This window comes from Burkholderia sp. Bp9031 (genome assembly GCF_003857965.1).
GTDB classification, from domain to species: Bacteria; Pseudomonadota; Gammaproteobacteria; order Burkholderiales; family Burkholderiaceae; genus Burkholderia; species Burkholderia ambifaria_A.
Genome location: NZ_QTPW01000013.1, coordinates 76,907 through 97,575, shown reverse-complemented (window position 1 = coordinate 97,575; position 20,669 = coordinate 76,907). Strand labels below are relative to the sequence as shown.

The 20,669-nt window shown below is 67.8% G+C and carries 22 protein-coding genes and 1 tRNA gene; 18 read left to right on the top strand and 5 right to left on the bottom strand.

All coding sequences use genetic code 11. The features are described from left to right. Positions 1-173: 173 nt before the first annotated feature. Positions 174-701: a Rap1a/Tai family immunity protein gene (locus DIE15_RS38155; protein WP_409364305.1), complete on the top strand. Its 528-nt coding sequence runs from the start codon at positions 174-176 to the stop codon at positions 699-701. A 312-nt stretch (positions 702-1,013) separates the two neighbouring features. On the opposite strand, the gene DIE15_RS18710 is transcribed toward DIE15_RS38155, so the two are convergent. Next, positions 1,014-1,406, bottom strand: coding sequence for a methylglyoxal synthase (locus tag DIE15_RS18710; protein WP_057929243.1), 393 nt, complete (start codon positions 1,404-1,406; stop codon positions 1,014-1,016). Between the two features lie 53 nt (positions 1,407-1,459). Beyond that, positions 1,460-2,239, bottom strand: coding sequence for an SDR family oxidoreductase (locus DIE15_RS18705; RefSeq protein ID WP_124834041.1), 780 nt, complete (start codon positions 2,237-2,239; stop codon positions 1,460-1,462). Between the two features lie 230 nt (positions 2,240-2,469). Between DIE15_RS18705 and upp the strand changes: the two genes are divergently transcribed. The 10 genes from upp (at position 2,470) to DIE15_RS18655 (ending at position 10,597) form a co-directional block, all read left to right on the top strand. Next, complete coding sequence (upp, locus tag DIE15_RS18700) at positions 2,470-3,120, top strand: uracil phosphoribosyltransferase (protein WP_006478229.1); 651 nt, start codon at positions 2,470-2,472, stop codon at positions 3,118-3,120. Between the two features lie 220 nt (positions 3,121-3,340). After that, positions 3,341-4,069 (top strand): YebC/PmpR family DNA-binding transcriptional regulator, encoded by a 729-nt coding sequence (locus DIE15_RS18695; RefSeq protein ID WP_057929244.1) that lies wholly within the window; start codon positions 3,341-3,343, stop codon positions 4,067-4,069. Positions 4,070-4,174: 105 nt separating this feature from the next. Next, the gene (gene purD / locus DIE15_RS18690) at positions 4,175-5,455 is read left to right on the top strand and encodes a phosphoribosylamine--glycine ligase (RefSeq protein ID WP_124834040.1); all 1,281 of its coding nucleotides are present in this window, start codon (positions 4,175-4,177) and stop codon (positions 5,453-5,455) included. A 118-nt stretch (positions 5,456-5,573) separates the two neighbouring features. Beyond that, positions 5,574-6,494: an oxygen-dependent coproporphyrinogen oxidase gene (gene hemF, locus DIE15_RS18685; protein WP_124834039.1), complete on the top strand. Its 921-nt coding sequence runs from the start codon at positions 5,574-5,576 to the stop codon at positions 6,492-6,494. Positions 6,495-6,584: 90 nt separating this feature from the next. After that, positions 6,585-7,241, top strand: coding sequence for a nicotinate-nucleotide adenylyltransferase (locus DIE15_RS18680; protein ID WP_409364308.1), 657 nt, complete (start codon positions 6,585-6,587; stop codon positions 7,239-7,241). A gap of 4 nt (positions 7,242-7,245) precedes the next feature. Beyond that, the gene (gene rsfS, locus DIE15_RS18675) at positions 7,246-7,692 is read left to right on the top strand and encodes a ribosome silencing factor (protein WP_057929248.1); all 447 of its coding nucleotides are present in this window, start codon (positions 7,246-7,248) and stop codon (positions 7,690-7,692) included. A gap of 18 nt (positions 7,693-7,710) precedes the next feature. Continuing rightward, positions 7,711-8,181: a 23S rRNA (pseudouridine(1915)-N(3))-methyltransferase RlmH gene (gene rlmH, locus DIE15_RS18670; protein ID WP_057929249.1), complete on the top strand. Its 471-nt coding sequence runs from the start codon at positions 7,711-7,713 to the stop codon at positions 8,179-8,181. Positions 8,182-8,231: 50 nt separating this feature from the next. Continuing rightward, positions 8,232-8,864, top strand: a complete 633-nt coding sequence (locus DIE15_RS18665) for a nucleoside triphosphate pyrophosphatase (RefSeq protein ID WP_124834038.1) — start codon at positions 8,232-8,234, stop codon at positions 8,862-8,864. Positions 8,865-8,872: 8 nt separating this feature from the next. Then, complete coding sequence (gene rng / locus DIE15_RS18660; protein ID WP_057929251.1) at positions 8,873-10,342, top strand: ribonuclease G; 1,470 nt, start codon at positions 8,873-8,875, stop codon at positions 10,340-10,342. Between the two features lie 178 nt (positions 10,343-10,520). Beyond that, positions 10,521-10,597, top strand: a tRNA-Met gene (locus tag DIE15_RS18655). Between the two features lie 59 nt (positions 10,598-10,656). Here DIE15_RS18655 and DIE15_RS18650 read toward each other — a convergent pair. Then, the gene (locus DIE15_RS18650; RefSeq protein ID WP_409364307.1) at positions 10,657-11,028 is read right to left on the bottom strand and encodes a DUF1493 family protein; all 372 of its coding nucleotides are present in this window, start codon (positions 11,026-11,028) and stop codon (positions 10,657-10,659) included. Between the two features lie 319 nt (positions 11,029-11,347). On the opposite strand from DIE15_RS18650, the gene DIE15_RS18645 reads away from it, so the two are divergent. From DIE15_RS18645 to DIE15_RS18625, 5 genes are all read left to right on the top strand, one after another. After that, positions 11,348-11,683, top strand: coding sequence for a YggL family protein (locus DIE15_RS18645; RefSeq protein WP_057929252.1), 336 nt, complete (start codon positions 11,348-11,350; stop codon positions 11,681-11,683). A 451-nt stretch (positions 11,684-12,134) separates the two neighbouring features. After that, positions 12,135-13,286: a collagen-like triple helix repeat-containing protein gene (locus tag DIE15_RS18640; protein ID WP_124834037.1), complete on the top strand. Its 1,152-nt coding sequence runs from the start codon at positions 12,135-12,137 to the stop codon at positions 13,284-13,286. Positions 13,287-13,543: 257 nt separating this feature from the next. Further along, positions 13,544-14,509 (top strand): PRC-barrel domain-containing protein, encoded by a 966-nt coding sequence (locus DIE15_RS18635; protein ID WP_057928977.1) that lies wholly within the window; start codon positions 13,544-13,546, stop codon positions 14,507-14,509. After that, entirely contained in the window at positions 14,506-15,765 is a 1,260-nt protein-coding gene (locus DIE15_RS18630) for an MFS transporter (protein WP_057928978.1), read from the top strand. Before DIE15_RS18635 ends, DIE15_RS18630 begins: the two co-directional genes overlap by 4 nt. 30 nt (positions 15,766-15,795) lie before the next feature. Next, entirely contained in the window at positions 15,796-16,368 is a 573-nt protein-coding gene (locus tag DIE15_RS18625; protein ID WP_057928979.1) for an aromatic acid exporter family protein, read from the top strand. A gap of 58 nt (positions 16,369-16,426) precedes the next feature. On the opposite strand, the gene DIE15_RS18620 is transcribed toward DIE15_RS18625, so the two are convergent. Next, complete coding sequence (locus DIE15_RS18620; protein ID WP_057928980.1) at positions 16,427-16,807, bottom strand: RcnB family protein; 381 nt, start codon at positions 16,805-16,807, stop codon at positions 16,427-16,429. 83 nt (positions 16,808-16,890) lie between these two features. After that, complete coding sequence (gene msbA / locus DIE15_RS18615; RefSeq protein ID WP_057928981.1) at positions 16,891-18,642, bottom strand: lipid A export permease/ATP-binding protein MsbA; 1,752 nt, start codon at positions 18,640-18,642, stop codon at positions 16,891-16,893. Between the two features lie 223 nt (positions 18,643-18,865). Between msbA and DIE15_RS18610 the strand changes: the two genes are divergently transcribed. Together DIE15_RS18610 and DIE15_RS18605 are read left to right on the top strand one after the other, a co-directional pair. Further along, positions 18,866-19,618 (top strand): glycosyltransferase family 2 protein, encoded by a 753-nt coding sequence (locus tag DIE15_RS18610; RefSeq protein WP_057928982.1) that lies wholly within the window; start codon positions 18,866-18,868, stop codon positions 19,616-19,618. A gap of 145 nt (positions 19,619-19,763) precedes the next feature. After that, positions 19,764-20,606: a glycosyltransferase family 2 protein gene (locus tag DIE15_RS18605; RefSeq protein WP_124834035.1), complete on the top strand. Its 843-nt coding sequence runs from the start codon at positions 19,764-19,766 to the stop codon at positions 20,604-20,606. Positions 20,607-20,669: the final 63 nt, after the last annotated feature.

Here is a 20,669-nt window from a genome sequence, read left to right as displayed (position 1 = left end):
CGCGGTCGTGCAGCGCGTCGATGCAATCCCTTTACATCGGTAGGGTTTTCGCTGAAAACGGATTGCATGAGCCCAGCGTGCGAAGGACGGCGTGGTATGAGACCGATCGCTGCCGTTCGTTTCCCTGCCGGCGACGTCAATGATGTTCGGCACACTTTGTCACGTTTTACGTCATGCCACGCTCTCCGCGATGGCCGAAATATGCCGATCCGTCATTTCTCGCCGCGTCGACGCGCTTTTCCCCGAACCGGCGAATGCCGATGTCGACCGGCCCGGCACTTGGTCTCGCCAGGGTCATTTACGAGATGGCCACCGTGCTAATTTGCCCGCTGCCCAATTCGCTAGGTCAACGCCATGAAGCACTTTCTTGTCAGGAACGTGTTTGCTTTCGCGTCGTTGTCCGCAAGTATCGGCAGCGCAACCGCGGCTCCGCTACCGCGTGCGGACGGCGCCCGTCTGCTCGACGGCCTGAGCCGTTCCGACAACAGTCCGTAGCCGACGCCGAGCGCCACGCGATGGCCTGGTATCTGGCGGGCGTGTCCGATGCGACCGAAGGCAAGGACTGGTGCGACAACGGGCGTGTCAAACCGGGAGAAATCGATTCGGAAGTGCTCGGTGATCTCGGGAAACGGCCAAGGGGGGTGTCAGAATTTCCGTGTTCAAGGCGGGTTGAGATTCACACGGACGGTCGAACGAATTGATCGAGGGAGTCGAATCCCTTCTACCGTTCGCCGGAACGAGCAATTCACCATAAGCAGGTCGCTCACGCGCGAGGTCCGCGCGTTGGCCGGCGCCGTGACCTGTCCGCCGACGGCTTCGCCGAACGCGCAAGCGCGCTCGTCTGCTCGATCGCGTGTTGCGTGATCACGCCAACACGCTGTGCCGTCAGGAGCGGCGCACTTAAGCACCGAACCCGACAGCGAAGCACCCGCACCGGCACAATCCGCCGATCGGATACGGAGCCCTTTCAGACAGAACTCGACCGTTAATGCGGAGCGCTCCAGAACAGCTCGCTAGCAAACGTCCTGCATGTTGCGCGCCAGATCGTCGAGCAGCATCCGCGCGGTCGCGACGTTGGTCGCGACCGGCACGTCGTGCACATCGCATGCGCGCACCAGCGCGGTGATGTCCGGATCGTGCGGCTGCGCGGTCATCGGATCGCGCAGGAACACGACGATGTCGACGCGGCCTTCGGCCAGCTCCGCACCGATCTGCAGATCGCCGCCCTGCGGCCCCGACAGCTTGCGCTCGACCTCGAGCCCGTGCGCGGCGGCGATGCGGCTGCCCGTCGTGCCCGTCGCGACCAGCCGGCACTGCGCGAGCGCCTCGCGGAACTGGCCTGCGAGCGCGACGATCTCGTCCTTCTTCGCGTCGTGCGCGATCAATGCGATGCGGGGTTTGCTCATCTCCGTTTCCTTTGTCGTTCAGTCGTTGTCGTCGTTGAATGGCGGTGCGCGCGTCAGAACGTGCCCGGATACGCGCCGCCGTCGAGCAGCCAGTTCTGCCCGGTGATATAGCCGGCATGCACGCTGCAGAGGAACGCACACGCCGCGCCGAATTCGGCGCGCGTGCCGAGGCGCCCGGCCGGGATGTCCTTCGTGCGGCGCGCGCGCATCTCGTCGACCGTCACGCCCTGCGCCTTCGCCGACGCGGCGAGCGTCGTCGCGATCCGGTCGGTGTCGAACAGCCCCGGCAGCAGGTTGTTGATCGTCACGCCCTGCCCCGCGACCTTGCGCGACAGCCCCGCGACGAAGCCGGTCAGCCCCGAGCGAGCGCCGTTCGACAGCGCGAGCACGTCGATCGGCGCCTTCACCGCCGAACTCGTGATGTTGACGATCCGGCCGAAGCCGCGCCCGATCATCCCGTCGACGGTCGCACGGATCAGCTCGATCGGCGTCAGCATGTTCGACTCGAGCGCGCGGATCCAGTCGTCGTGCGAGAAATCGCGGAAGTCGCCGGGCGGCGGGCCGCCGGCATTCGTCACGAGAATGTCGGGCTGCGGGCAGGCGGCGAGCGCGGCCGCGCGCCCGTCGGGCGTCGTGATGTCGCAGGCGACCGCCGTGATCGACACGTTCGACTCGGCGCGGATCTCCTCCGCGGCTTCCTCCAGCGTGTCGCGCGTGCGGGCGACGATCACGAGATTCACGCCCTCGGCGGCCAGCGCTTCCGCGCAGCCGCGACCGAGCCCCTTGCTCGCCGCGCATACGAGCGCGGTCTTTCCTGCGATGCCGAGATCCATCGTCGATTCCTCTATGGCGACGCGCGCCGGCGCGGCCCCGGCCGCATCGCCGGACGGGCGAACGATCGCGAACGGATGCGAATGGGCGAACACGGCGCGCGGATTGTCGTGAGACGTCGATAATATCCGGATCGCGCGGCGCGCCTTGGTAAAATTGCGGCCATAAGCGGCGGCTGGCCTGGCGCCCGCCGCCGCTTCCGATCCCCTTTTGCCGCCAAGGCACCCCCGTCATGAAACAGGACAGCCGTTTCCCGAATCTCTTCATCACCGATCACCCGCTGATCCAGCACAAGCTCACGCACATGCGCGACAAGGACACGTCGACGCGCACGTTCCGCGAGCTGCTGCGAGAAATCACGCTGCTGATGGGCTACGAGATCACCCGCAACCTGCCGATCACGACCAAGCGGGTCGAAACCCCGCTGGTGGCGGTCGACGCGCCGGTGATCGCGGGCAAGAAACTCGCGATCGTGCCCGTGCTGCGTGCCGGCATCGGGATGTCGGACGGCCTGCTCGACCTGGTCCCGTCCGCGCGAGTCGGCCACATCGGCGTGTATCGCGCGGAAGATCACCGCCCGGTCGAATACCTGGTGCGCCTGCCCGATCTCGAGGACCGGATCTTCATCCTGTGCGACCCGATGGTCGCGACCGGCTACTCGGCCGTGCACGCGGTCGACGTGCTCAAGCGCCGCAACGTGCCGGCCGCGAACATCATGTTCGTCGCGCTCGTCGCCGCGCCCGAAGGCGTGCAGGTATTCCAGGACGCGCATCCGGACGTGAAGCTGTTCGTCGCGTCGCTCGATTCGCACCTGAACGAGCACGCGTACATCGTGCCGGGCCTCGGCGACGCGGGCGACCGCCTGTTCGGCACCAAGAACTGACGCGCGTGCGCCGCCGGGCCGCGCGGCCCGGCACGCCGCGACGGCCGCACCGGCCGTTCGGCCATGCGCGGCGGCCCCGAAGCGACGGTCGCCGCGTGATAAAATCACGTTCCACTCGACACGCGCGGCCCCGCGGCATCACGCCCGCCAGAACGGCCGCCGATTCAACGACACATTGGCACAATCGCCCGCGCGAGCGCGCCCGGGCACGGAGAAAGGTATGGCTGGTCATTCGAAATGGGCCAACATCAAGCATAAGAAGGCAGCGGCCGACGCGAAGCGCGGCAAGATCTGGACCCGCCTGATCAAGGAAATCCAGGTCGCGGCCCGCCTCGGCGGCGGCGACGCGAGCTCGAACCCGCGTCTGCGTCTCGCGGTCGACAAGGCGGCCGACGCGAACATGCCGAAGGACAACGTCAAGCGCGCGATCGACCGCGGCGTCGGCGGCGCGGACGGCGCGAACTACGAAGAAATCCGTTACGAAGGCTACGGCATCAGCGGCGCGGCGATCATCGTCGACACGCTGACCGACAACCGCACCCGCACGGTCGCGGAAGTCCGCCACGCGTTCTCGAAGTTCGGCGGCAACATGGGCACCGACGGTTCGGTCGCGTTCATGTTCGATCACGTCGGCCAGTTCCTGTTCGCGCCCGGCACGTCGGAAGACGCGCTGATGGAAGCGGCGCTCGAAGCCGGCGCGGACGACGTCAGCACGAACGAAGACGGCTCGATCGAGGTGCTGTGCGACTGGCAGGCGTTCTCGGCGGTGAAGGACGCGCTCGAAGCCGCGGGCTTCAAGGCCGAGCTCGCCGAAGTGACGATGAAGCCGCAGAACGAAGTCGAATTTACCGGCGACGATGCGGCGAAGATGCAGAAGCTCCTGGACGCGCTCGAGAACCTCGACGACGTGCAGGAGGTGTATACGAACGCCGTCATCGTCGAGGAATGACATGCCGGCCGCCGTGCGCAGTGTCGCGGCGGCGGCCCGACCGATTTCGCGGCCGGCGCGCCTGAGCGTGCCGGCCGCCCTGTTTTCTAGTCTGCGGGGAATCCCATGAAACTACTCGTCGTCGGTTCCGGCGGCCGCGAACATGCGCTCGCGTGGAAGCTCGCGCAGTCGCCGCGCGTCCAGATGGTCTACGTCGCGCCCGGCAATGGTGGCACGGCGCAGGACGAGCGTCTGCAAAACGTCGACATCACGTCGCTCGACGCGCTGGCCGATTTCGCGGAAAGCGAAGGCGTCGCGTTCACGCTCGTCGGGCCGGAAGCGCCGCTCGCGGCCGGCATCGTCAACCTGTTCCGCGCTCGCGGCCTGAAGGTGTTCGGCCCGACCCGCGAAGCCGCGCAGCTCGAAAGCTCGAAGGATTTCGCGAAGGCGTTCATGAAGCGCCACGGCATTCCGACCGCCGACTACGAAACCTTCTCCGCCCCCGCCGCCGCGCATGCGTACATCGACGCTAAGGGTGCGCCGATCGTCGTGAAGGCCGACGGCCTCGCGGCCGGCAAGGGCGTCGTCGTCGCGATGACGCTGGAAGAAGCGCACGCCGCGGTCGACATGATGCTGTCGGGCAACAAGCTCGGCGACGCCGGCGCGCGCGTCGTGATCGAGGAATTCCTCGACGGCGAGGAAGCGAGCTTCATCGTGATGGTCGACGGCAAGCACGCGCTGGCACTGGCTTCCAGCCAGGACCACAAGCGCCTGCTCGACGAGGACCGCGGCCCCAACACGGGCGGCATGGGCGCCTATTCGCCCGCACCGATCGTCACGCCGCAGATGCATGCACGCGTGATGCGCGAAATCATCATGCCTACAGTGCGCGGGATGGAGAAGGACGGCATCCGCTTCACGGGTTTCCTGTATGCGGGCCTGATGATCGACAAGGAAGGCAATCCGCGCACGCTCGAGTTCAACTGCCGGATGGGCGACCCCGAGACGCAGCCGATCATGGCGCGCCTGAAGAGCGATTTCTCGAAGGTCGTCGAGCAGGCGATCGCGGGCACGCTCGACGCGGTCGAGCTCGACTGGGACCGCCGCACCGCGCTCGGCGTCGTGCTAGCCGCGCACGGCTATCCGGACGCGCCGCGCAAGGGCGACCGCATCAACGGAATCCCGGCCGAGACCGAACAGGCCGTGACGTTCCATGCGGGCACGACGCTCGCCGAAGGCGACAAGCTCGTCACGTCGGGCGGCCGCGTGCTGTGCGTGGTCGGCCTCGCCGATTCGGTGCGCGAAGCGCAGCAGCATGCGTACGACACGATCAACCAGATCAATTTCGAAGGCATGCAGTACCGCCGCGACATCGGCTTCCGCGCACTGAATCGCAAGAGCACGTGACGTCCGCTTCGGGCGCGCCGCAACGCCGCGCGCCCGCTCCTCTGCCGGGGTTCGATAGAATGCCCGGCAGATGCCTTTTTTACGGCTCCCGCTTCGCGCGGGGGCACCCAGTCCAGACATGACCGATTCGACCTACGACGTGGCGCGCGTGCGCACGTACCTCCAGGGCCTGCAGACTCGCATCGCCGACGCGCTCGGCGCGCTCGACGGCACGCCGCTTGCGACCGACGCATGGCAGCGCGGGCCTGAAGAGCGCCTGCGCGGCGGTGGCTGCACGCGGATTCTCGAAGGCGGTCGCGTGTTCGAGCGCGCGGGCATCGGTTTTTCCGACGTCGCGGGCGACGCGCTGCCGCCGTCGGCGAGCGCCGCGCGCCCGCAACTGGCCGGCCGCGGCTTCGAAGCGCTCGGCGTGTCGCTCGTGCTGCACCCGCGCAACCCGTACTGCCCGACCGTGCACATGAACGTGCGGATGCTGATCGCGACGAAGCCGGGTGAAGCGCCGATCTTCTGGTTCGGCGGCGGCATGGATCTGACACCGGTTTATCCGTTCGAGGACGACGCGCGGCATTTCCACCAGACTTGCAAGGACGCGCTCGATCCGTTCGGCGCCGAACTCTATCCGCGTTTCAAGACGTGGTGCGACGAGTATTTCTTCCTCAAGCACCGCAACGAGACGCGCGGCATCGGCGGGATCTTCTTCGACGATTTCTCCGAACCCGGGTTCGAACGCTCGTTTGAGATGATGCAAGGCGTCGGCGACGCGTTCCTGAACGCGTACCTGCCGATCGTCGAACGCCGTGTCGCGCTGCCATACGGCGAGCGCGAACGCGACTTCCAGGCTTACCGGCGCGGCCGCTATGTCGAATTCAACCTCGTGTTCGACCGCGGCACGCTGTTCGGCCTGCAAAGCGGCGGGCGGACCGAATCGATCCTGATGTCGATGCCGCCGGTCGCGAACTGGCGCTACAACTGGCAGCCCGAGCCGGGCTCGCCGGAAGCGCGCCTGAGCGAGTTCCTCGTGCCGCGCGACTGGGTCTGACCCGCTGCGCTCCGTCGCCCCAAGAACAGGACACGTTTTCTGAACACCATCGCCCGCCCCGCTCCGCAGCCGCTGTTACGTCGCATCGGCCTGCTTGGCGGCACGTTCGACCCGATCCACGACGGCCACCTCGCGCTCGCGCGACGGTTCGCCGACGTGCTCGGCCTCACCGAGCTCGCGCTACTGCCCGCCGGGCAGCCGTACCAGAAGCGCGACGTGTCGGCCGCCGAGCATCGGCTCGCGATGACGCGCGCCGCCGCCGGCTCGCTGTCGCTGCCCGGCGTGACGGTTACCGTCGCGACCGACGAGATCGAGCACACGGGGCCGACCTATACGGTCGAGACGCTCGCGCGCTGGCGCGAGCGGATCGGCCCCGATGCTTCGCTATCGTTGCTGATCGGCGCCGACCAGCTGGTGCGGCTCGACACCTGGCGCGACTGGCGCAAGCTGTTCGACTACGCGCACGTGTGCGCATCGACGCGCCCGGGCTTCGACCTCGGCGCGGCGCCGCCGGACGTCACGCAGGAAATCGCGCGGCGGCAGGCCGGCGCCGACGTGCTGAAGGCGACGCCGGCGGGCCACCTGCTGATCGACACGACGCTGTCGTTCGATATCGCAGCAACCGACATCCGTGCGCACCTGCGCGAATGCATCGCGCGTCACGCGCAAATGCCCGATGCGTCGGCCGAGCATGTGCCGGCCGCCGTCTGGGCCTATATTCTTCAACATCGTCTCTACCATTCCTGATTCCATGGATATCCGCAAACTGCAGCGCGTGATCGTCGACGCTCTCGAAGACATCAAGGCGCAAGACATCAAGGTGTTCAACACCAGCCACCTGACCGAACTGTTCGACCGCGTGATCGTCGCGTCGGGCACGTCGAACCGCCAGACCAAGGCACTCGCGTCGAGCGTGCGCGACAAGGTCAAGGAAGCCGGCGGCGACATCGTCAGCTCCGAGGGCGAAGACACCGGCGAATGGGTGCTGGTCGACTGCGGCGACGCGGTCGTGCACATCCTGCAGCCGGCGCTGCGCCAGTACTACAACCTCGAGGAAATCTGGGGCGACAAGCCCGTGCGGATGAAGCTCGGCGGCGGCAAGGGCCCGAACGGCGTCGCAACGGCCAGCGAAGACGAGGACGAAGAGGAAGAAGCGAGCGCACGCCCGGCGCGCAAGACGGCCGCCCGCCGCCGCTGAGTCCCGGCGAGTCGTCCGATGAAGCTTTTCATCCTCGCGGTCGGCCACAAGATGCCCGGCTGGATCGCGTCCGGCTTCGACGAATACACGAAGCGGATGCCGCCCGAGCTGCGCATCGAGCTGCGCGAGATCAAGCCCGAACTGCGTTCGGGCGGCCGCAGCGCGGAAAGCGTGATGGCGGCCGAGCGACAGAAGATCGAAGCCGCGCTGCCGAAGGGCGCGCGCATCGTCGCGCTCGACGAACGCGGCCGCGACTGGACCACGATGCAGCTCGCGCAGGCGCTGCCCGGCTGGCAGCAGGACGGCCGCGACGTCGCATTCGTGATCGGCGGCGCCGACGGGCTCGATCCGGAACTCAAGGCGCGTGCCGATACGTTGCTGCGCATCTCCAGCATGACGCTGCCGCACGGCATGGTACGCGTGCTGCTTGCCGAACAGCTTTACCGGGCGTGGAGCATCACGCAGAATCACCCCTATCACCGCGCATGACGTGTCGTCCTCGGACGCGCGCCGCGCGCGCTCAATGAGATAACGACACCATGCCGTCCAGCACGCCCGCCACCCTTTTCCCGACCCTTTACCTCGCTTCGCAAAGCCCGCGCCGCCAGGAGCTGCTGCAGCAGATCGGCGTACGCTTCGAATTGCTGCTGCCGCGCCCCGACGAGGACGCCGAGGCGCTCGAAGCCGAACTGCCCGGCGAAGCCGCCGACGCGTACGTGCAACGCGTGACCGTCGCGAAGGCCGAGGCCGCGCGTGCGCGCCTCGTCGCGAGCGGCAAGCCGGCCGCGCCGGTGCTCGTCGCCGATACCACGGTGACGATCGACGGTACGATCCTCGGCAAGCCGGCCGACGCCGACGACGCACTCGCGATGCTGACCCGCCTCGCGGGCCGCGAGCACGCGGTGCTGACCGCCGTCGCCGTGATCGGCGCTAACGGCGAACTGCTGCCGCCCGCGCTGTCGCGCTCGTCGGTGCACTTCACGGCCGCGCCGCGCGTCGCGTTCGAGCGTTACATCGAAACCGGCGAGCCGTTCGGCAAGGCCGGCGCATACGCGATCCAGGGGCGCGCGGCCGAATTCATCGAGCGAATCGACGGCTCCCATTCGGGTATCATGGGTCTGCCCCTTTTTGAGACTGCCGCGCTGCTCCGCACCGCGCGCGTCGCCTTCTGAACCGCACCATGAACGAAGAAATCCTGATCAACCTCACGCCCCAGGAAACGCGGGTCGCACTCGTCCAGCAAGGCGCGGTGCAGGAGCTTCACGTCGAGCGCACGCTGTCGCGCGGACGCGTCGGCAACATCTATCTCGGCAAAGTCGTGCGCGTGCTGCCCGGCATGCAGTCGGCGTTCATCGACATCGGCCTGGAGCGCGCGGCGTTCCTGCACGTCGCGGACATCTGGCATCCACGCCTCGCCGGCGAGCCGCAGTCGAGCGCGCAGCACCAGCCGATCGAGAAGACCGTGTTCGAAGGCCAGACGCTGATGGTCCAGGTAATCAAGGATCCGATCGGCACGAAGGGCGCGCGACTGTCGACGCAAGTCAGCATCGCGGGCCGCACGCTCGTCTACCTGCCGCAGGAGCCGCACATCGGCATCTCGCAGAAGATCGAGAGCGAGGCCGAACGCGAGGCCGTGCGCGCGCGGCTGACCGCCGTGATCCCGGCGGACGAGAAAGGCGGCTACATCGTGCGCACGATCGCCGAGGATGCGACCTCCGAAGAACTGGCCGGCGACGTCGCCTACCTGCGCAAGACCTGGGCGACGATCGTGGCGCTTGCGCAGCGGCTGCCGGCGACGAGCCTGCTGTACCAGGATCTCGATCTCGCGCAGCGCGTGCTGCGCGATTTCGCGAACGACGACACGACGCGCATCCAGGTCGATTCGCGCGAGACGTACCAGCGCCTCTCGGAATTCGCGGCCGAGTTCACGCCGGCGGTGAGTCCGAAGCTGCACCATTACACCGGCGAGCGGCCGCTGTTCGACCTGTACAACATCGAGACGGAGATCCAGCGCGCGCTGTCGCGCCGCGTCGACCTGAAGTCGGGCGGCTACCTGATGATCGATCAGACCGAGGCGATGACGACGATCGACGTGAACACCGGCGGCTACGTCGGCGCGCGCAACTTCGACGACACGATCTTCAAGACCAACCTCGAGGCCGCGCATACGATCGCGCGGCAGCTGCGGCTGCGCAACCTCGGCGGGATCATCATCATCGACTTCATCGACATGGAGAACGCCGAGCATCGCGATGCGGTGCTGTCGGAGCTGAAGAAGGCGCTGTCGCGCGACCGCACGCGCGTGACGGTCAACGGCTTCTCGCAGCTCGGGCTCGTCGAGATGACGCGCAAGCGCACGCGCGAATCGCTCGCGCACGTGCTGTGCGAGCCGTGCCCGACCTGCCAGGGCAAGGGCCAGGTGAAAACGTCGCGCACCGTGTGCTACGACATCCTGCGCGAGATCCTGCGCGAGTCGCGCCAGTTCAACCCGCGCGAATTCCGCGTGATCGCCGCGCAGCAGGTGATCGACCTGTTCCTCGACGAGGAGTCGCAGCATCTCGCGATGCTGATCGACTTCATCGGCAAGCCGGTGTCGCTGCAGGTCGAGTCGAACCTGAGCCAGGAGCAGTACGATATCGTGCTGATGTAGGGAGATCGCCGCCAACCCTTGCCGCGGGCGTCGAGCAAAAATATCGGTTATCTCGCCGATCTTCGAGGGCTCAGGCAACGTAAGCGAACACCCCATTGCGGGCGAAGCACGGTCGCTCGAGTCCAACGTGGTTCACAGACCGTTTGACGCACCGCAGCAGTGTCACTATAATTCGCGTCGCGGGGTGGAGCAGTCTGGCAGCTCGTCGGGCTCATAACCCGAAGGTCATAGGTTCAAATCCTATCCCCGCAACCAATATCGAAGCCCGCTTTGCGACAGCAAGCGGGCTTTTTGCATTTCGCCGATTCGCTTGTTCATTTCTCGCGGGCGACCTGGTCTCGTGCGGCGCACTCGATCGCGTCCGTATCCCATCGGCCGATACGCATCGCTTCTTCCAGCATGCCGAGGGTAAGGGCCACACGCGGCGGCTTGCGGTAACGCTCGGAAAACAACCCGAGAAACGTCGCCACCATCTCCTGCCCCTCAGGGCCGAAGTAGCGGTCGTAAGGAAAGTCGGCAGCATGCACACCGAACGTTTCCGCCCATTTGTCGATGAATTCGATTGCATCGATTCCGGTCACGCGCAGATCCTCTTCGAGACGTGACGACGGTTTGATCCACAACTTGCCGCCGAACAACGGACGGCCAAGCGCTTCGTGCGTGAAGGCAGCCAGCTTTTCCCACATATCGGCAGACACGATCAAAACACCCTGTTTTCTGTTGTTGTTCGAATAGCCGCTGACCTTAGCAAAGCCGAAGAGGCTCGCCATCCCTGTATCATTCGGGTCATACGTGCAATGCGCCGCCGGGCCAGACCACACGGCGAAAACCACATCGAGCAATTGTTTAACAATGGTTTCCTGATCAATCGCGCGACAACACGATATCGCGACGGCGCAACGTCACCCCTTCACTGCGGGCCCTGGCCACACGACACATCGACATGTGTGCCCGCATCAGCCGCTGCGCTATCCTTTCCCACCTCTCATTCACTCGTCACACACCATGAGCCAACGCCACAACCGCCGCCAGCGCAAGAAACTCCACATCGCCGAGTTCCAGGAACTCGCGTTCAACGCGACCGCGCAATACCGCAACGAACTGTCCGACCTCGAGCGCGGCCAGCTGATCGATGCGTTCATCGATTTCGTCGAAGCGAACGGGCTGCTGACCGTCGCGTCCGCCGACGAAGGGATCGGCGCGTACGTGATCTCCGGCGCGCCGCGCGGCACGACGACCGACGCCGACCGCGAAAGCGTGCGCGCCTGGCTGGCCGCACGTCCGGAGCTGACCGACGTCCAGGTCAGCGAGTTCAGCGACGCGTGGTATCCGGACGCCTGACGTTCGGGCGCACCGCCCTCGGGCGATGCCCGCATCTGGCCCGCCCTGACGGCGGGCCACGCAGGTGCCGCCTGCTCCCTCCCCCCTCCCCCTCCGCCGCCGCCCCACCAATCACACGACGCACATCGCGTCGATCGTGATTACCCCGACTCCGGCAATGAATCGGACGCTTACTTCAATTTAACGATCATTAAAAGACGTCTCACGCCGACGGACCTACTCTGATCGCACGAATCCGGTGATATCGGGCACGATCGGCAAGCAAGACGAAAGAATGCAAACGATTCGTCCTGCAAGCGCTCCGGGTTCCGCCTCAGGCGAATACGCGACACGGCGACAGGTCAATCAGGGAGACAACTACGATGCGCCCGCCGCGCCACTTCCGCAGCGACGACACGTCGGCGCACACGAAAGCCGCCTGATCCATTTCCATAATCGAGACGAGGACGACATGAACACGCCCACCACCCATCAAGCAGGACTCCGAATGATCATGATCGCGGCAGGCGTCGCGGCGCTGATGTCGCTGTCCGCGTGCGGCGGCTCCGGCACGCTGAGCCAGGGCACCAGCGGCTCCGGATCGGGGTCCGGCGACACGACTGCGTCGACCGGCGGCTCGGGCAACGGCGCGAGCGGCACGTCGGCCAACGGCGTCGGCCAGACGACCGCGGCATCGAGCAACATCGTGACGGCCGGCGGCGGCGCCATATCGGGTGTCGGTACAACGATCGCCGCGCAGTCGCTGCCCGGCACGAACCCCGCGACGACGCAAGGGCTCGGCACGGTCGTGCAGGACGTCGGCGCGGCCGTCACGACGCTCGGCGCCGGCCTCGGCTCGGGTCTCGGCCAGCTCGGTGCGTCGTCGAACCCGGTCGGCACGACGGTCGCGAGCACGGGGGGCGTGGTCACGAATCTCGGGCAGGCCGTCGCCGCGACGGGCGGTGTCGTGTCGAGCCTCGGCGCCAGCGGTTCGGCACTGGCGCCGCTCGCGCCCGCCACGTCGCCCGTCGGCGGTGCCGTGACGATGCTCGGCAACACGATCGCGGGCGGTGGCGCGACGCTCGGCACGCAACTGTCGAGCGGCCCGGTCGCCCAGGTGACGGGCACGGCCAGTTCCGCGATCACGCCGATCACGACGACGGTCGGGTCGGTCACGCAGACGGTCGCGGCGAGCGCGCCGCTCGGCGCACCGTTGACGAATCTCGTGACGACCGTCGGTAACGGCGTCGCGAACGCCGGCACGACACTCGCGAATACCGGCAACAATCCGGTCACGACCGGCGTCGGCAACGTCGTGACCGCGACCGGCAACACGGTCGCGACCGCGGGCACCGCACTGCTCGGCGGCGGCGGCGCCGCCGCCGCGACGAATCCGCTCGCTCCGGTGACGGGGCTCCTGTCGACCGGCGCGCTCGGCGGCACTGCGGGCGGCAGCAACCCGGCAGGCGCACTCACGTCGGCGGTCGGTGCCGTGACGGCGGCGGCCGGCACCTCGCCGGTCGGCGGCCTGACGGGCGGGACGGGCGGCACCGGCGTGCTGTCGAAGACCGGCGGCGGCCTGCTCGCCCCGGTGACGACGACGCTCGGCGCGCTGGCCAGGTAACGTCACGTCGGCCGCCCATGCGGCGCCCGTACCGTCGTCGACGGTCGGGCGCCGCGTTCGTTGCGGCACGCGATGGCGCCCGCCCCGCGACCGATCGCCGCGCTTTCCCCGCCATCCCGCTCTCGATCCTGCGCAGAAATCGGTCCTGAAAGGAAGACACGTTAAACTCTCACCTCGCGTGGTGCGCCGCCCGCACCCGCCATCCATCGCCAGCCGCGAGCCTCCGGGCCCGCCCCCGACCCATGGAGTGAGTGTCAATGAGCGGCGGACTTCCGTTTCCCGCATCCCGCATGTCGTTCCCGTCTTCGACGGTCTTTCTGGTGCTCGCAGCCGCCGCGCTGCTGTCCGGCTGCGGGCTGCTGCCGACCCAGAATCCGCCCGCGCCGATCAGCGAGGCGCTCGTCGAGCCGATCGAGGAAGCCGCCGGCGAACCGCTGACGATGCCGCCCGTGCCGCCGCCCGTGCAGCCGGAAGAACCGGAAGCACCGAAAAAACCGCACCGCGAAGTGACGCGGCCGAAGCCGGTGCAGCGCACCGAATCGCCGACGCCGACGCCTCCGCCGCCGGCCCCGCTCGTCGCGACCCGCACGCTCGACCGTACGCAGATCCATGCACTGCTCGACAGCGAAGTCGCGCGCCGCAACGGCAAGGTCATCGGCCGCGCGGTCGACATGGTGGCCGACGCGAACGGCAAGCCGCGCGAAATGATCGTCAACCTTCAGGGCTTCATGGGCGTCGGCGACCGCAAGGTCATCTTCCCGTGGAACGTATTCCGCTTCACGCCGGGCGGCAAGCAGGAGCCCATCGTGCTCGACGTGCCGTCGGGCGAACTGCCGCCTGCCGCAAGGCCCAAGGCCGTGCCGCTGTCCGGTTCGGCCGCGGCGTCACCCGCAACGCGACTGCCGATGCTCGACAGCGACGTCGAGCGCCCGAACGGCGCGAAGATCGGCCGCGTCGTCGACGTGCTGATCGACCGCGCCGCGCAACCGCAGGCCGTCGTGCTCGACCTCGGCGGGCTCGTCAATACCGACCGCCGCTCGATCGCCGCGAGCTGGGGCGCGCTGCGCTTCGTCACGCGCGACAAGGCGCTGCATCCGCAGCTCGACCTGAACGATGCGCAGATCAAGGCGTCGCCGCCCTACGCGGCCGACAAGCCGATCGTCGCGGTCTCGCCGCCTGCCACCGCCGCCGCGCCGGCTTCGTCTGCGAGTGCCGCCCGATGACGATCAAGCATTCCGTCAGCGTTCGCAGTCTCCGGGCTCTCGACTGGCTCAACTTCTTCGTTGCAAACGTTCAAACCGGGTTCGGTCCGTTCATCGCGTCCTACCTCGCGTCGCACAAGTGGACGCAGGGCGAGATCGGCATGGTGCTGTCGATCGGCACGATCAGCGCGATGGTCAGCCAGGTGCCGGGCGGCGCCGCCGTCGACGCGCTGAAGAACAAGAAAGGCGCGGCCGCATGGGCGATCGCGGCCATCATCCTGTCCGCGGTGCTGCTCGCGTCGAGCCCGACGATCGTGCCGGTGATCGCGGCCGAAGTGTTCCACGGCTTCGCGAGCTGCATGCTCGTGCCGGCGATGGCCGCGATCTCGTTCTCGCTGGTCGGCCGCGCGGATCTCGGCGACCGGCTCGGCCGCAACGCGCGCTGGGCCTCGATCGGCAGCGCAGTTGCGGCGGGCCTGATGGGGCTCACCGGCGAGTATTTCTCCGCGCGGGCGGTGTTCTGGCTGACCGCGGTGCTGGCGTTGCCCGCGCTGTTCGCGCTCGCGATGATCCAGCCGACGCACGAGGTGATCCCGCATTCGTCGAAGCCCGACGACCACGACGAAGGCGAGGAACGCGAAACGCTGCTCGAGTTGCTGCGCGATCGCCGGATGCTGATCTTCGCGGCATGCGTCGTGCTGTTCCACCTGTCGAACGCGGCGATGCTCAACCTCGCGGCCGGCGAAGTGACGGCCGGGATGGGCGAGAACGTGCAGCTCGTGATCGCCGCGTGCATCATCGTGCCGCAGGCGATCGTCGCGATGCTGTCGCCGTGGGTCGGCCGCTCCGCGCAACGCTGGGGACGCCGGCCGATCCTGCTGCTCGGCTTCTCGGCGCTGCCGGTGCGCGCGTTGCTGTTCGCCGGCGTGAGCAGCCCGTACCTGCTCGTGCCGGTGCAGATGCTCGACGGCATCAGCGCGGCCGTGTTCGGCGTGATGCTGCCGCTGATCGCGGCCGACGTCGCGGGCGGCAAGGGCCGCTACAACCTGTGCATCGGGCTGTTCGGTCTCGCGGCCGGGATCGGCGCGACGCTCAGCACGGCCGTGGCCGGGTATGTCGCCGATCATTTCGGCAACGCGATCAGCTTCTTCGGGCTCGCCGCGGCCGGCACGCTCGCGGTGCTGCTGGTCTGGCTCGCGATGCCCGAGACGCGCGTCGAGAACGGCGACGCGACCGCCGGCGAGCCGGCCGCCGCATCGTCCGAACAGGCGCACTGACGCGTCGCCCCCGCTTCCTGGCACGACACGATGGATACGATCAGGACACTCAACGAAGCCCGCCAGCAGATCCAGCAGTCGATTTTCGACCTGTTCAAGGGGCTGACCTTCGGCGAACGGCTCACGCAAGGCGCGCTGATGGCGCTGCAGGCCGTCTGCGGCGCGTGCCTCGCATACGCGATCGGCCGCGCGCTCCACACCGAGCAGGCCGTGTGGGCGGCGATCACCGCGATCGCCGTCACGCAGCACAATTACTCGGACACGATGTCGCTGTCGCGCGACCAGTTCATCGGCGCGATGATCGGCGGCCTGGTCGGCTTCGCGGGCGCGGCACTCGGCGGCGACCGCCTCGTCGCCTATGCGCTTGCGGTCGCGATCACGGTCGTCAGTTGCTGGTGCCTGAACGTCGGCAGCGCGGCACGGCTCGGCGGCGTGACCGCGACGATCGTGCTGCTGTTCCCGGGCAACGGCCCGCTATGGGACATTCCGCTGATGCGGCTCGGGGAAGTCGCGCTCGGCACCGTCTGTGCGCTGGCCGTGTGCTGGGCGATGTCGCGAATCGAGCGGCGCTGGTTCCGCCGGGCGGCGGACAAGGGCAACTGACGCGGCTGCCGGGACGCACGCCCCGGCAGCCGGATGAATCGATGATCGGTGGGAAACGTTACGGGCCGACCCGCAGCACGATGCCCGAACCGATCTGCACGAGCAGATAGTCGCCGCCGACGCCGACCCAGTGATAGCCGCGCGGCGGCGGGCTCAGGTGGTAGCCGCGCCAGTCGTCGACGACGTACTGGCGATCGCGGAATTCGTTCGGAATCCGGTCGCCCTTGTGCCAGTCGCGGCGCGGCTGGTCGGCCCAGCGCGGCGGCACGTCGTCTTCGTGGCGCATCTGGCCCGGTGGCATGTGCTTCGGGCCGTGGCCGCGCTGCATGCCGTGGTTCCCGTGGTTGTCGTAGTTACCGTGATCCTGCGCCATCGCGGCCGGCGCGGCGAAACCCGCCGCGACCAGCGCGGCCAGCATCATCCCGTGCATCCTCTTCATTGTCCTTCCCTCCGTGTTGTCACGTCGAACCGGAAACAATCGGACCTGCACGGTCAAGACTAGCACACCGGCGTGAGCCGCCGTCACGCCGCCTGCTGCTGGTATTGGATCCGGTGGAGGTGCGCGTACAGCCCGCCGTGGCGCAGCAGTTCGTCGTGGCTGCCCTCTTCGACGATCTTGCCGGCTTCGAGCACGAGGATCCGGTCCGCACGCTCGATCGTCGACAGCCGGTGCGCGATCACGAGCGTCGTGCGCCCTTCCATCAGCCGCTCGAGCGCGGCCTGCACGTGGCGCTCGGATTCCGAATCGAGCGCCGAGGTCGCCTCGTCGAGGATCAGGATCGGCGCGTCCTTGTAGATCGCGCGCGCGATCGCGAGCCGCTGCCGCTGGCCGCCCGACAGGCGCATCCCGTTGCCGCCGACCAGCGTATCGAGCCCGTCGGGCATCGCGGCGACCGCGTCGGCGAGGTTCGCGGCCTCGAGTGCCGCCTGCACGCGTGCGCGGTCGGGCGTCTGGCCGTACGCGACGTTCGCGGCGATCGTGTCGTTGAACAGCACGACGTCCTGGCTGACCATCGCCATCTGGCCGCGCAGCGCGTGGATGTCGTAGTCGGCCACCGGCACGCCGTCGACCAGGATCGCGCCGTCCGTCGGGTCGAAGAAGCGCGGCAGCAGGTTCACGAGGGTCGTCTTGCCGCTGCCCGACGGCCCCGCGAGCGCGATCATCTCGCCCGGCGCGACCTTGAACGAAATGCGGTCGAGCGTCGGCCGCTCGGATGCGCCGTAATCGAACGACACGTTGCGGAATTCGATCTCGCCGCGCGCGTGCGGCAGCGCGCGGCCGCCGCCCTGCGGCTCGGCCGGCTCGTCGATCAGCCCGAAGATCAGCTCGGCGGCCGTCATCCCGCGCTGCAGCGGCTGGTTGACGTCGATCAGGTGCTTGAGCGGCGAAATCACCAGCAGCATCGACGTGACGAACGCGACGAAGCCGCCGACCGTCGTCTGGTCGTTGGTCGACTGCACGACCGCGATCGTGATCACGACTGCGAGCGCGATCGACGCGAGGAACTGCGTCAGCGGCTGCGCGAGCCCGCCCGAGATCGTCATGCGCATCGCGTAGCCGCGCAGGCGCTTGCTCATCGTCGTGAAGCGGTCCATCTCGTACGTCTCGCCGTTGTGCACCTTGACGACCTTGTAGCCGCCGACCGTCTCCTCGACGATGTACGACAGCTCGTTGGTCAGCGTCTGGTGCTCGCGGTTCAGGCGGCGCAGGCGGCGGTTGATCTTGCTGACGAGCCAGCCGATGCCCGGCAGGATCACCGCGACGATCAGCGTGAGCCGCCAGTTCAGGTAGAACAGGTAGCCGAGCAGGAACATCACGGTCAGCGAGTCGCGCACGAGCGTGACCATCACGCCGGTCAGCACCGACAGGATCTGGTTGACCTCGAACACGATCGCGTTGATCACGGTGCTCGCGGTCTCGCGCTGGAAGAACGACGCACCCGTGTGCAGCATCCGCTGGAACATCTCGAGCCGCAATTGCAGCAGGATGCGGTTCGACACGTAGTTGAGCAGGTAATTCGACGCGTACTGCGACACGCCGCGCACGAGTGCAAGGCCGATCACGGCCATCGGCACGTACCATTTCGCGCGGTCGCTGCCGTGCGAGCCGAAGCCGTGGTCGAGCAGCGGCTTGAGCAGCGCCGGAATCCCGGCTTCCGTGGCCGCGACGACGCCCATCGTCATCACGGCGAGCAGCACGATGCCGATCAGCGGCCGGATGTACGGCCACAGGCGCTTGAGGACCGTGACCGGCGACGTACCGGTGCCGTCCATCGGTTTGCGAAGAGTGTTCTGGGTTTCCAAGGCAATCCTTCTTGAGCCGCGACGCGGCGCCCGAGACATGGCTGCCCGGGATTCGCCCCGTCCGGCGGGTGCCGAAAAAGGCCCAACATTATAGCTGCACCGCCCCCGCCGGCACGGCCGCTGCCGAAGCGGCCGCTGGCCGGCGCGCGGGTATACTGCCGCTCACCGTTTTCTCCGCCTTTTCGACGATTTCATGGCAGAACCCACCCTCGGCGTCGCCCTCATCGCCCTCAACGCGGCCGCGCGGCTCGCGCAGTGCCTCGACGCGCTGACCTTCGCCGACGACGTCGTCGTGATCGACGGCGGCAGCACCGACGATACCGTCGCGATTGCCCGCGCGCACGGCGCCCGCGTGATCGTCGAGCGCGACTGGCCTGGCTTCGGTCCGCAGAAGAACCGCGCGCTCGACGCGCTCGACACCGACTGGATCCTGTCGCTCGACACCGACGAGGTGGTCAGCCCGGAGCTCGCGCAATCGATCCGCGCAGCCATCCGCGCGCCGGGCGCACAGGTCTACGCGCTCGACCGGCTGTCGAGCTTCTGCGGCCAGTGGATCCGCCACAGCGGCTGGTATCCGGACTGGGTGCCGCGCCTGTTCCGGCGAGGCACCGCCCGCTTCTCCGACGATCTGGTGCACGAACGGCTCGTGTTCGACACGCCCGCGCAGCGGCTGCCGGGCAAGCTGATGCACTATTCGTACGAGGATTTCGAGACCGTCGTGCGCAAGCTCGATGCGTATTCGACGGCCGGCGCGCGCCAGCGCCGCGCGGCCGGCCAGCGCGGCGGCTTCGGCAAGGCGCTCGCGCGCGGCGCGTGGGCGTTCGTGCGGACCTACGTGCTGCGACGCGGGTTTCTCGACGGCCGGGCGGGCTTCATGATCGCCGTGTTCAACGCGGAAACGGTGTACTACCGGTTCCTGAAGCTCGGCCACGAAGCGGCCCGCTGAGCGCCCCCCGCGCAGCCCTCGCCCTGACACCGCCGGCATGCGGCCGGCCCGGCGTTACAATGCCGGGCTGCCCGCGTGGCATGCGCGCCCGAGCGCGGCGCCGCGCCCCGCGCCGCCGACACGACGACCACCGAATCCGACCGCCATGTTCTCCATCATCATCCCGACCTGGAACAACCTGCCGTACCTCAAGCTCGTCGTCGACAGCCTGCGCCGTCATTCGGCGTACGACCACCAGATCATCGTGCACGTGAACGACGGCTCGGACGGCACGCTCGACTGGGTGCGCAGCGAAGGCATCGAGCACACCGCGTCGCCGGCCAACATCGGCATCTGCCACGCGGTGAACCTGGCCGCCGCGCGCGCGACGCGCGACTACGTCGTCTACATGAACGACGACATGTACTGCTGCCCCGGCTGGGACGCGGCGCTCGTGCGGCGCATCGAGCAGATGCCGACCGACCTGTTCATGCTGTCCGGCACGATGGTCGAGCCGGTCGACACGCGCAACCCGTGCGTCGTCGTCAGCAATTTCGGGCGCGACGCCGAACAGTTCGATGCGGCCGGCCTCGTCGCCGCCACGCCGCGGCTCGCGCGCGCGGACTGGCTCGGCTCGACCTGGCCGCCGACGCTCGTGCACCGCGACTGGTGGAACCGCATCGGCGGCTACAGCAGCGAACTGTCGCCGGGGATGAGCAGCGACAACGACTTCTCGATGAAATTCTGGGACGCCGGCTGCCGGATCTTCCTCGGCGTCGGCGACAGCCTCGTCTATCACTTCCAGCAGAAGAGCACCGGCAAGATCGTCAAGAACGACGGCCGCCGCCAGTTCCTCAACAAATGGGGCATGACGCAGGCCACGTTCGACCGCTATTACCTGCATCGCGGCGAGCCGGCCGGCTCGCGCATCGCGCTCGACACGCCGGCCGTCGAAGGACGCCTCAAGCGCGCGCTATTGCGCTCGCGGATCAAGCGCGCATTCGGCTGATCAGACCCCGGAAACGACACGGAAACACACGCCGCTTCGCGTATACTGCGCGCTTCGTCCCGG

Excerpts from the sequence above, each read along its gene's own strand:
- DIE15_RS38155 (WP_409364305.1), top strand. The coding sequence starts at position 174 with ATGCCACGCTCTCCGCGATGGCCGAAATATGCCGATCCGTCATTTCTC.
- DIE15_RS18710 (WP_057929243.1), bottom strand. The coding sequence starts at position 1,406 with ATGAGCAAACCCCGCATCGCATTGATCGCGCACGACGCGAAGAAGGAC.
- DIE15_RS18705 (WP_124834041.1), bottom strand. The coding sequence starts at position 2,239 with ATGGATCTCGGCATCGCAGGAAAGACCGCGCTCGTATGCGCGGCGAGC.
- upp (WP_006478229.1), top strand. The coding sequence starts at position 2,470 with ATGAAACAGGACAGCCGTTTCCCGAATCTCTTCATCACCGATCACCCG.
- DIE15_RS18695 (WP_057929244.1), top strand. The coding sequence starts at position 3,341 with ATGGCTGGTCATTCGAAATGGGCCAACATCAAGCATAAGAAGGCAGCG.
- purD (WP_124834040.1), top strand. The coding sequence starts at position 4,175 with ATGAAACTACTCGTCGTCGGTTCCGGCGGCCGCGAACATGCGCTCGCG.
- hemF (WP_124834039.1), top strand. The coding sequence starts at position 5,574 with ATGACCGATTCGACCTACGACGTGGCGCGCGTGCGCACGTACCTCCAG.
- rsfS (WP_057929248.1), top strand. The coding sequence starts at position 7,246 with ATGGATATCCGCAAACTGCAGCGCGTGATCGTCGACGCTCTCGAAGAC.
- rlmH (WP_057929249.1), top strand. The coding sequence starts at position 7,711 with ATGAAGCTTTTCATCCTCGCGGTCGGCCACAAGATGCCCGGCTGGATC.
- DIE15_RS18665 (WP_124834038.1), top strand. The coding sequence starts at position 8,232 with ATGCCGTCCAGCACGCCCGCCACCCTTTTCCCGACCCTTTACCTCGCT.
- rng (WP_057929251.1), top strand. The coding sequence starts at position 8,873 with ATGAACGAAGAAATCCTGATCAACCTCACGCCCCAGGAAACGCGGGTC.
- DIE15_RS18650 (WP_409364307.1), bottom strand. The coding sequence starts at position 11,028 with ATGTGGGAAAAGCTGGCTGCCTTCACGCACGAAGCGCTTGGCCGTCCG.
- DIE15_RS18645 (WP_057929252.1), top strand. The coding sequence starts at position 11,348 with ATGAGCCAACGCCACAACCGCCGCCAGCGCAAGAAACTCCACATCGCC.
- DIE15_RS18640 (WP_124834037.1), top strand. The coding sequence starts at position 12,135 with ATGAACACGCCCACCACCCATCAAGCAGGACTCCGAATGATCATGATC.
- DIE15_RS18635 (WP_057928977.1), top strand. The coding sequence starts at position 13,544 with ATGAGCGGCGGACTTCCGTTTCCCGCATCCCGCATGTCGTTCCCGTCT.
- DIE15_RS18630 (WP_057928978.1), top strand. The coding sequence starts at position 14,506 with ATGACGATCAAGCATTCCGTCAGCGTTCGCAGTCTCCGGGCTCTCGAC.
- DIE15_RS18625 (WP_057928979.1), top strand. The coding sequence starts at position 15,796 with ATGGATACGATCAGGACACTCAACGAAGCCCGCCAGCAGATCCAGCAG.
- DIE15_RS18620 (WP_057928980.1), bottom strand. The coding sequence starts at position 16,807 with ATGAAGAGGATGCACGGGATGATGCTGGCCGCGCTGGTCGCGGCGGGT.
- msbA (WP_057928981.1), bottom strand. The coding sequence starts at position 18,642 with ATGGACGGCACCGGTACGTCGCCGGTCACGGTCCTCAAGCGCCTGTGG.
- DIE15_RS18610 (WP_057928982.1), top strand. The coding sequence starts at position 18,866 with ATGGCAGAACCCACCCTCGGCGTCGCCCTCATCGCCCTCAACGCGGCC.
- DIE15_RS18605 (WP_124834035.1), top strand. The coding sequence starts at position 19,764 with ATGTTCTCCATCATCATCCCGACCTGGAACAACCTGCCGTACCTCAAG.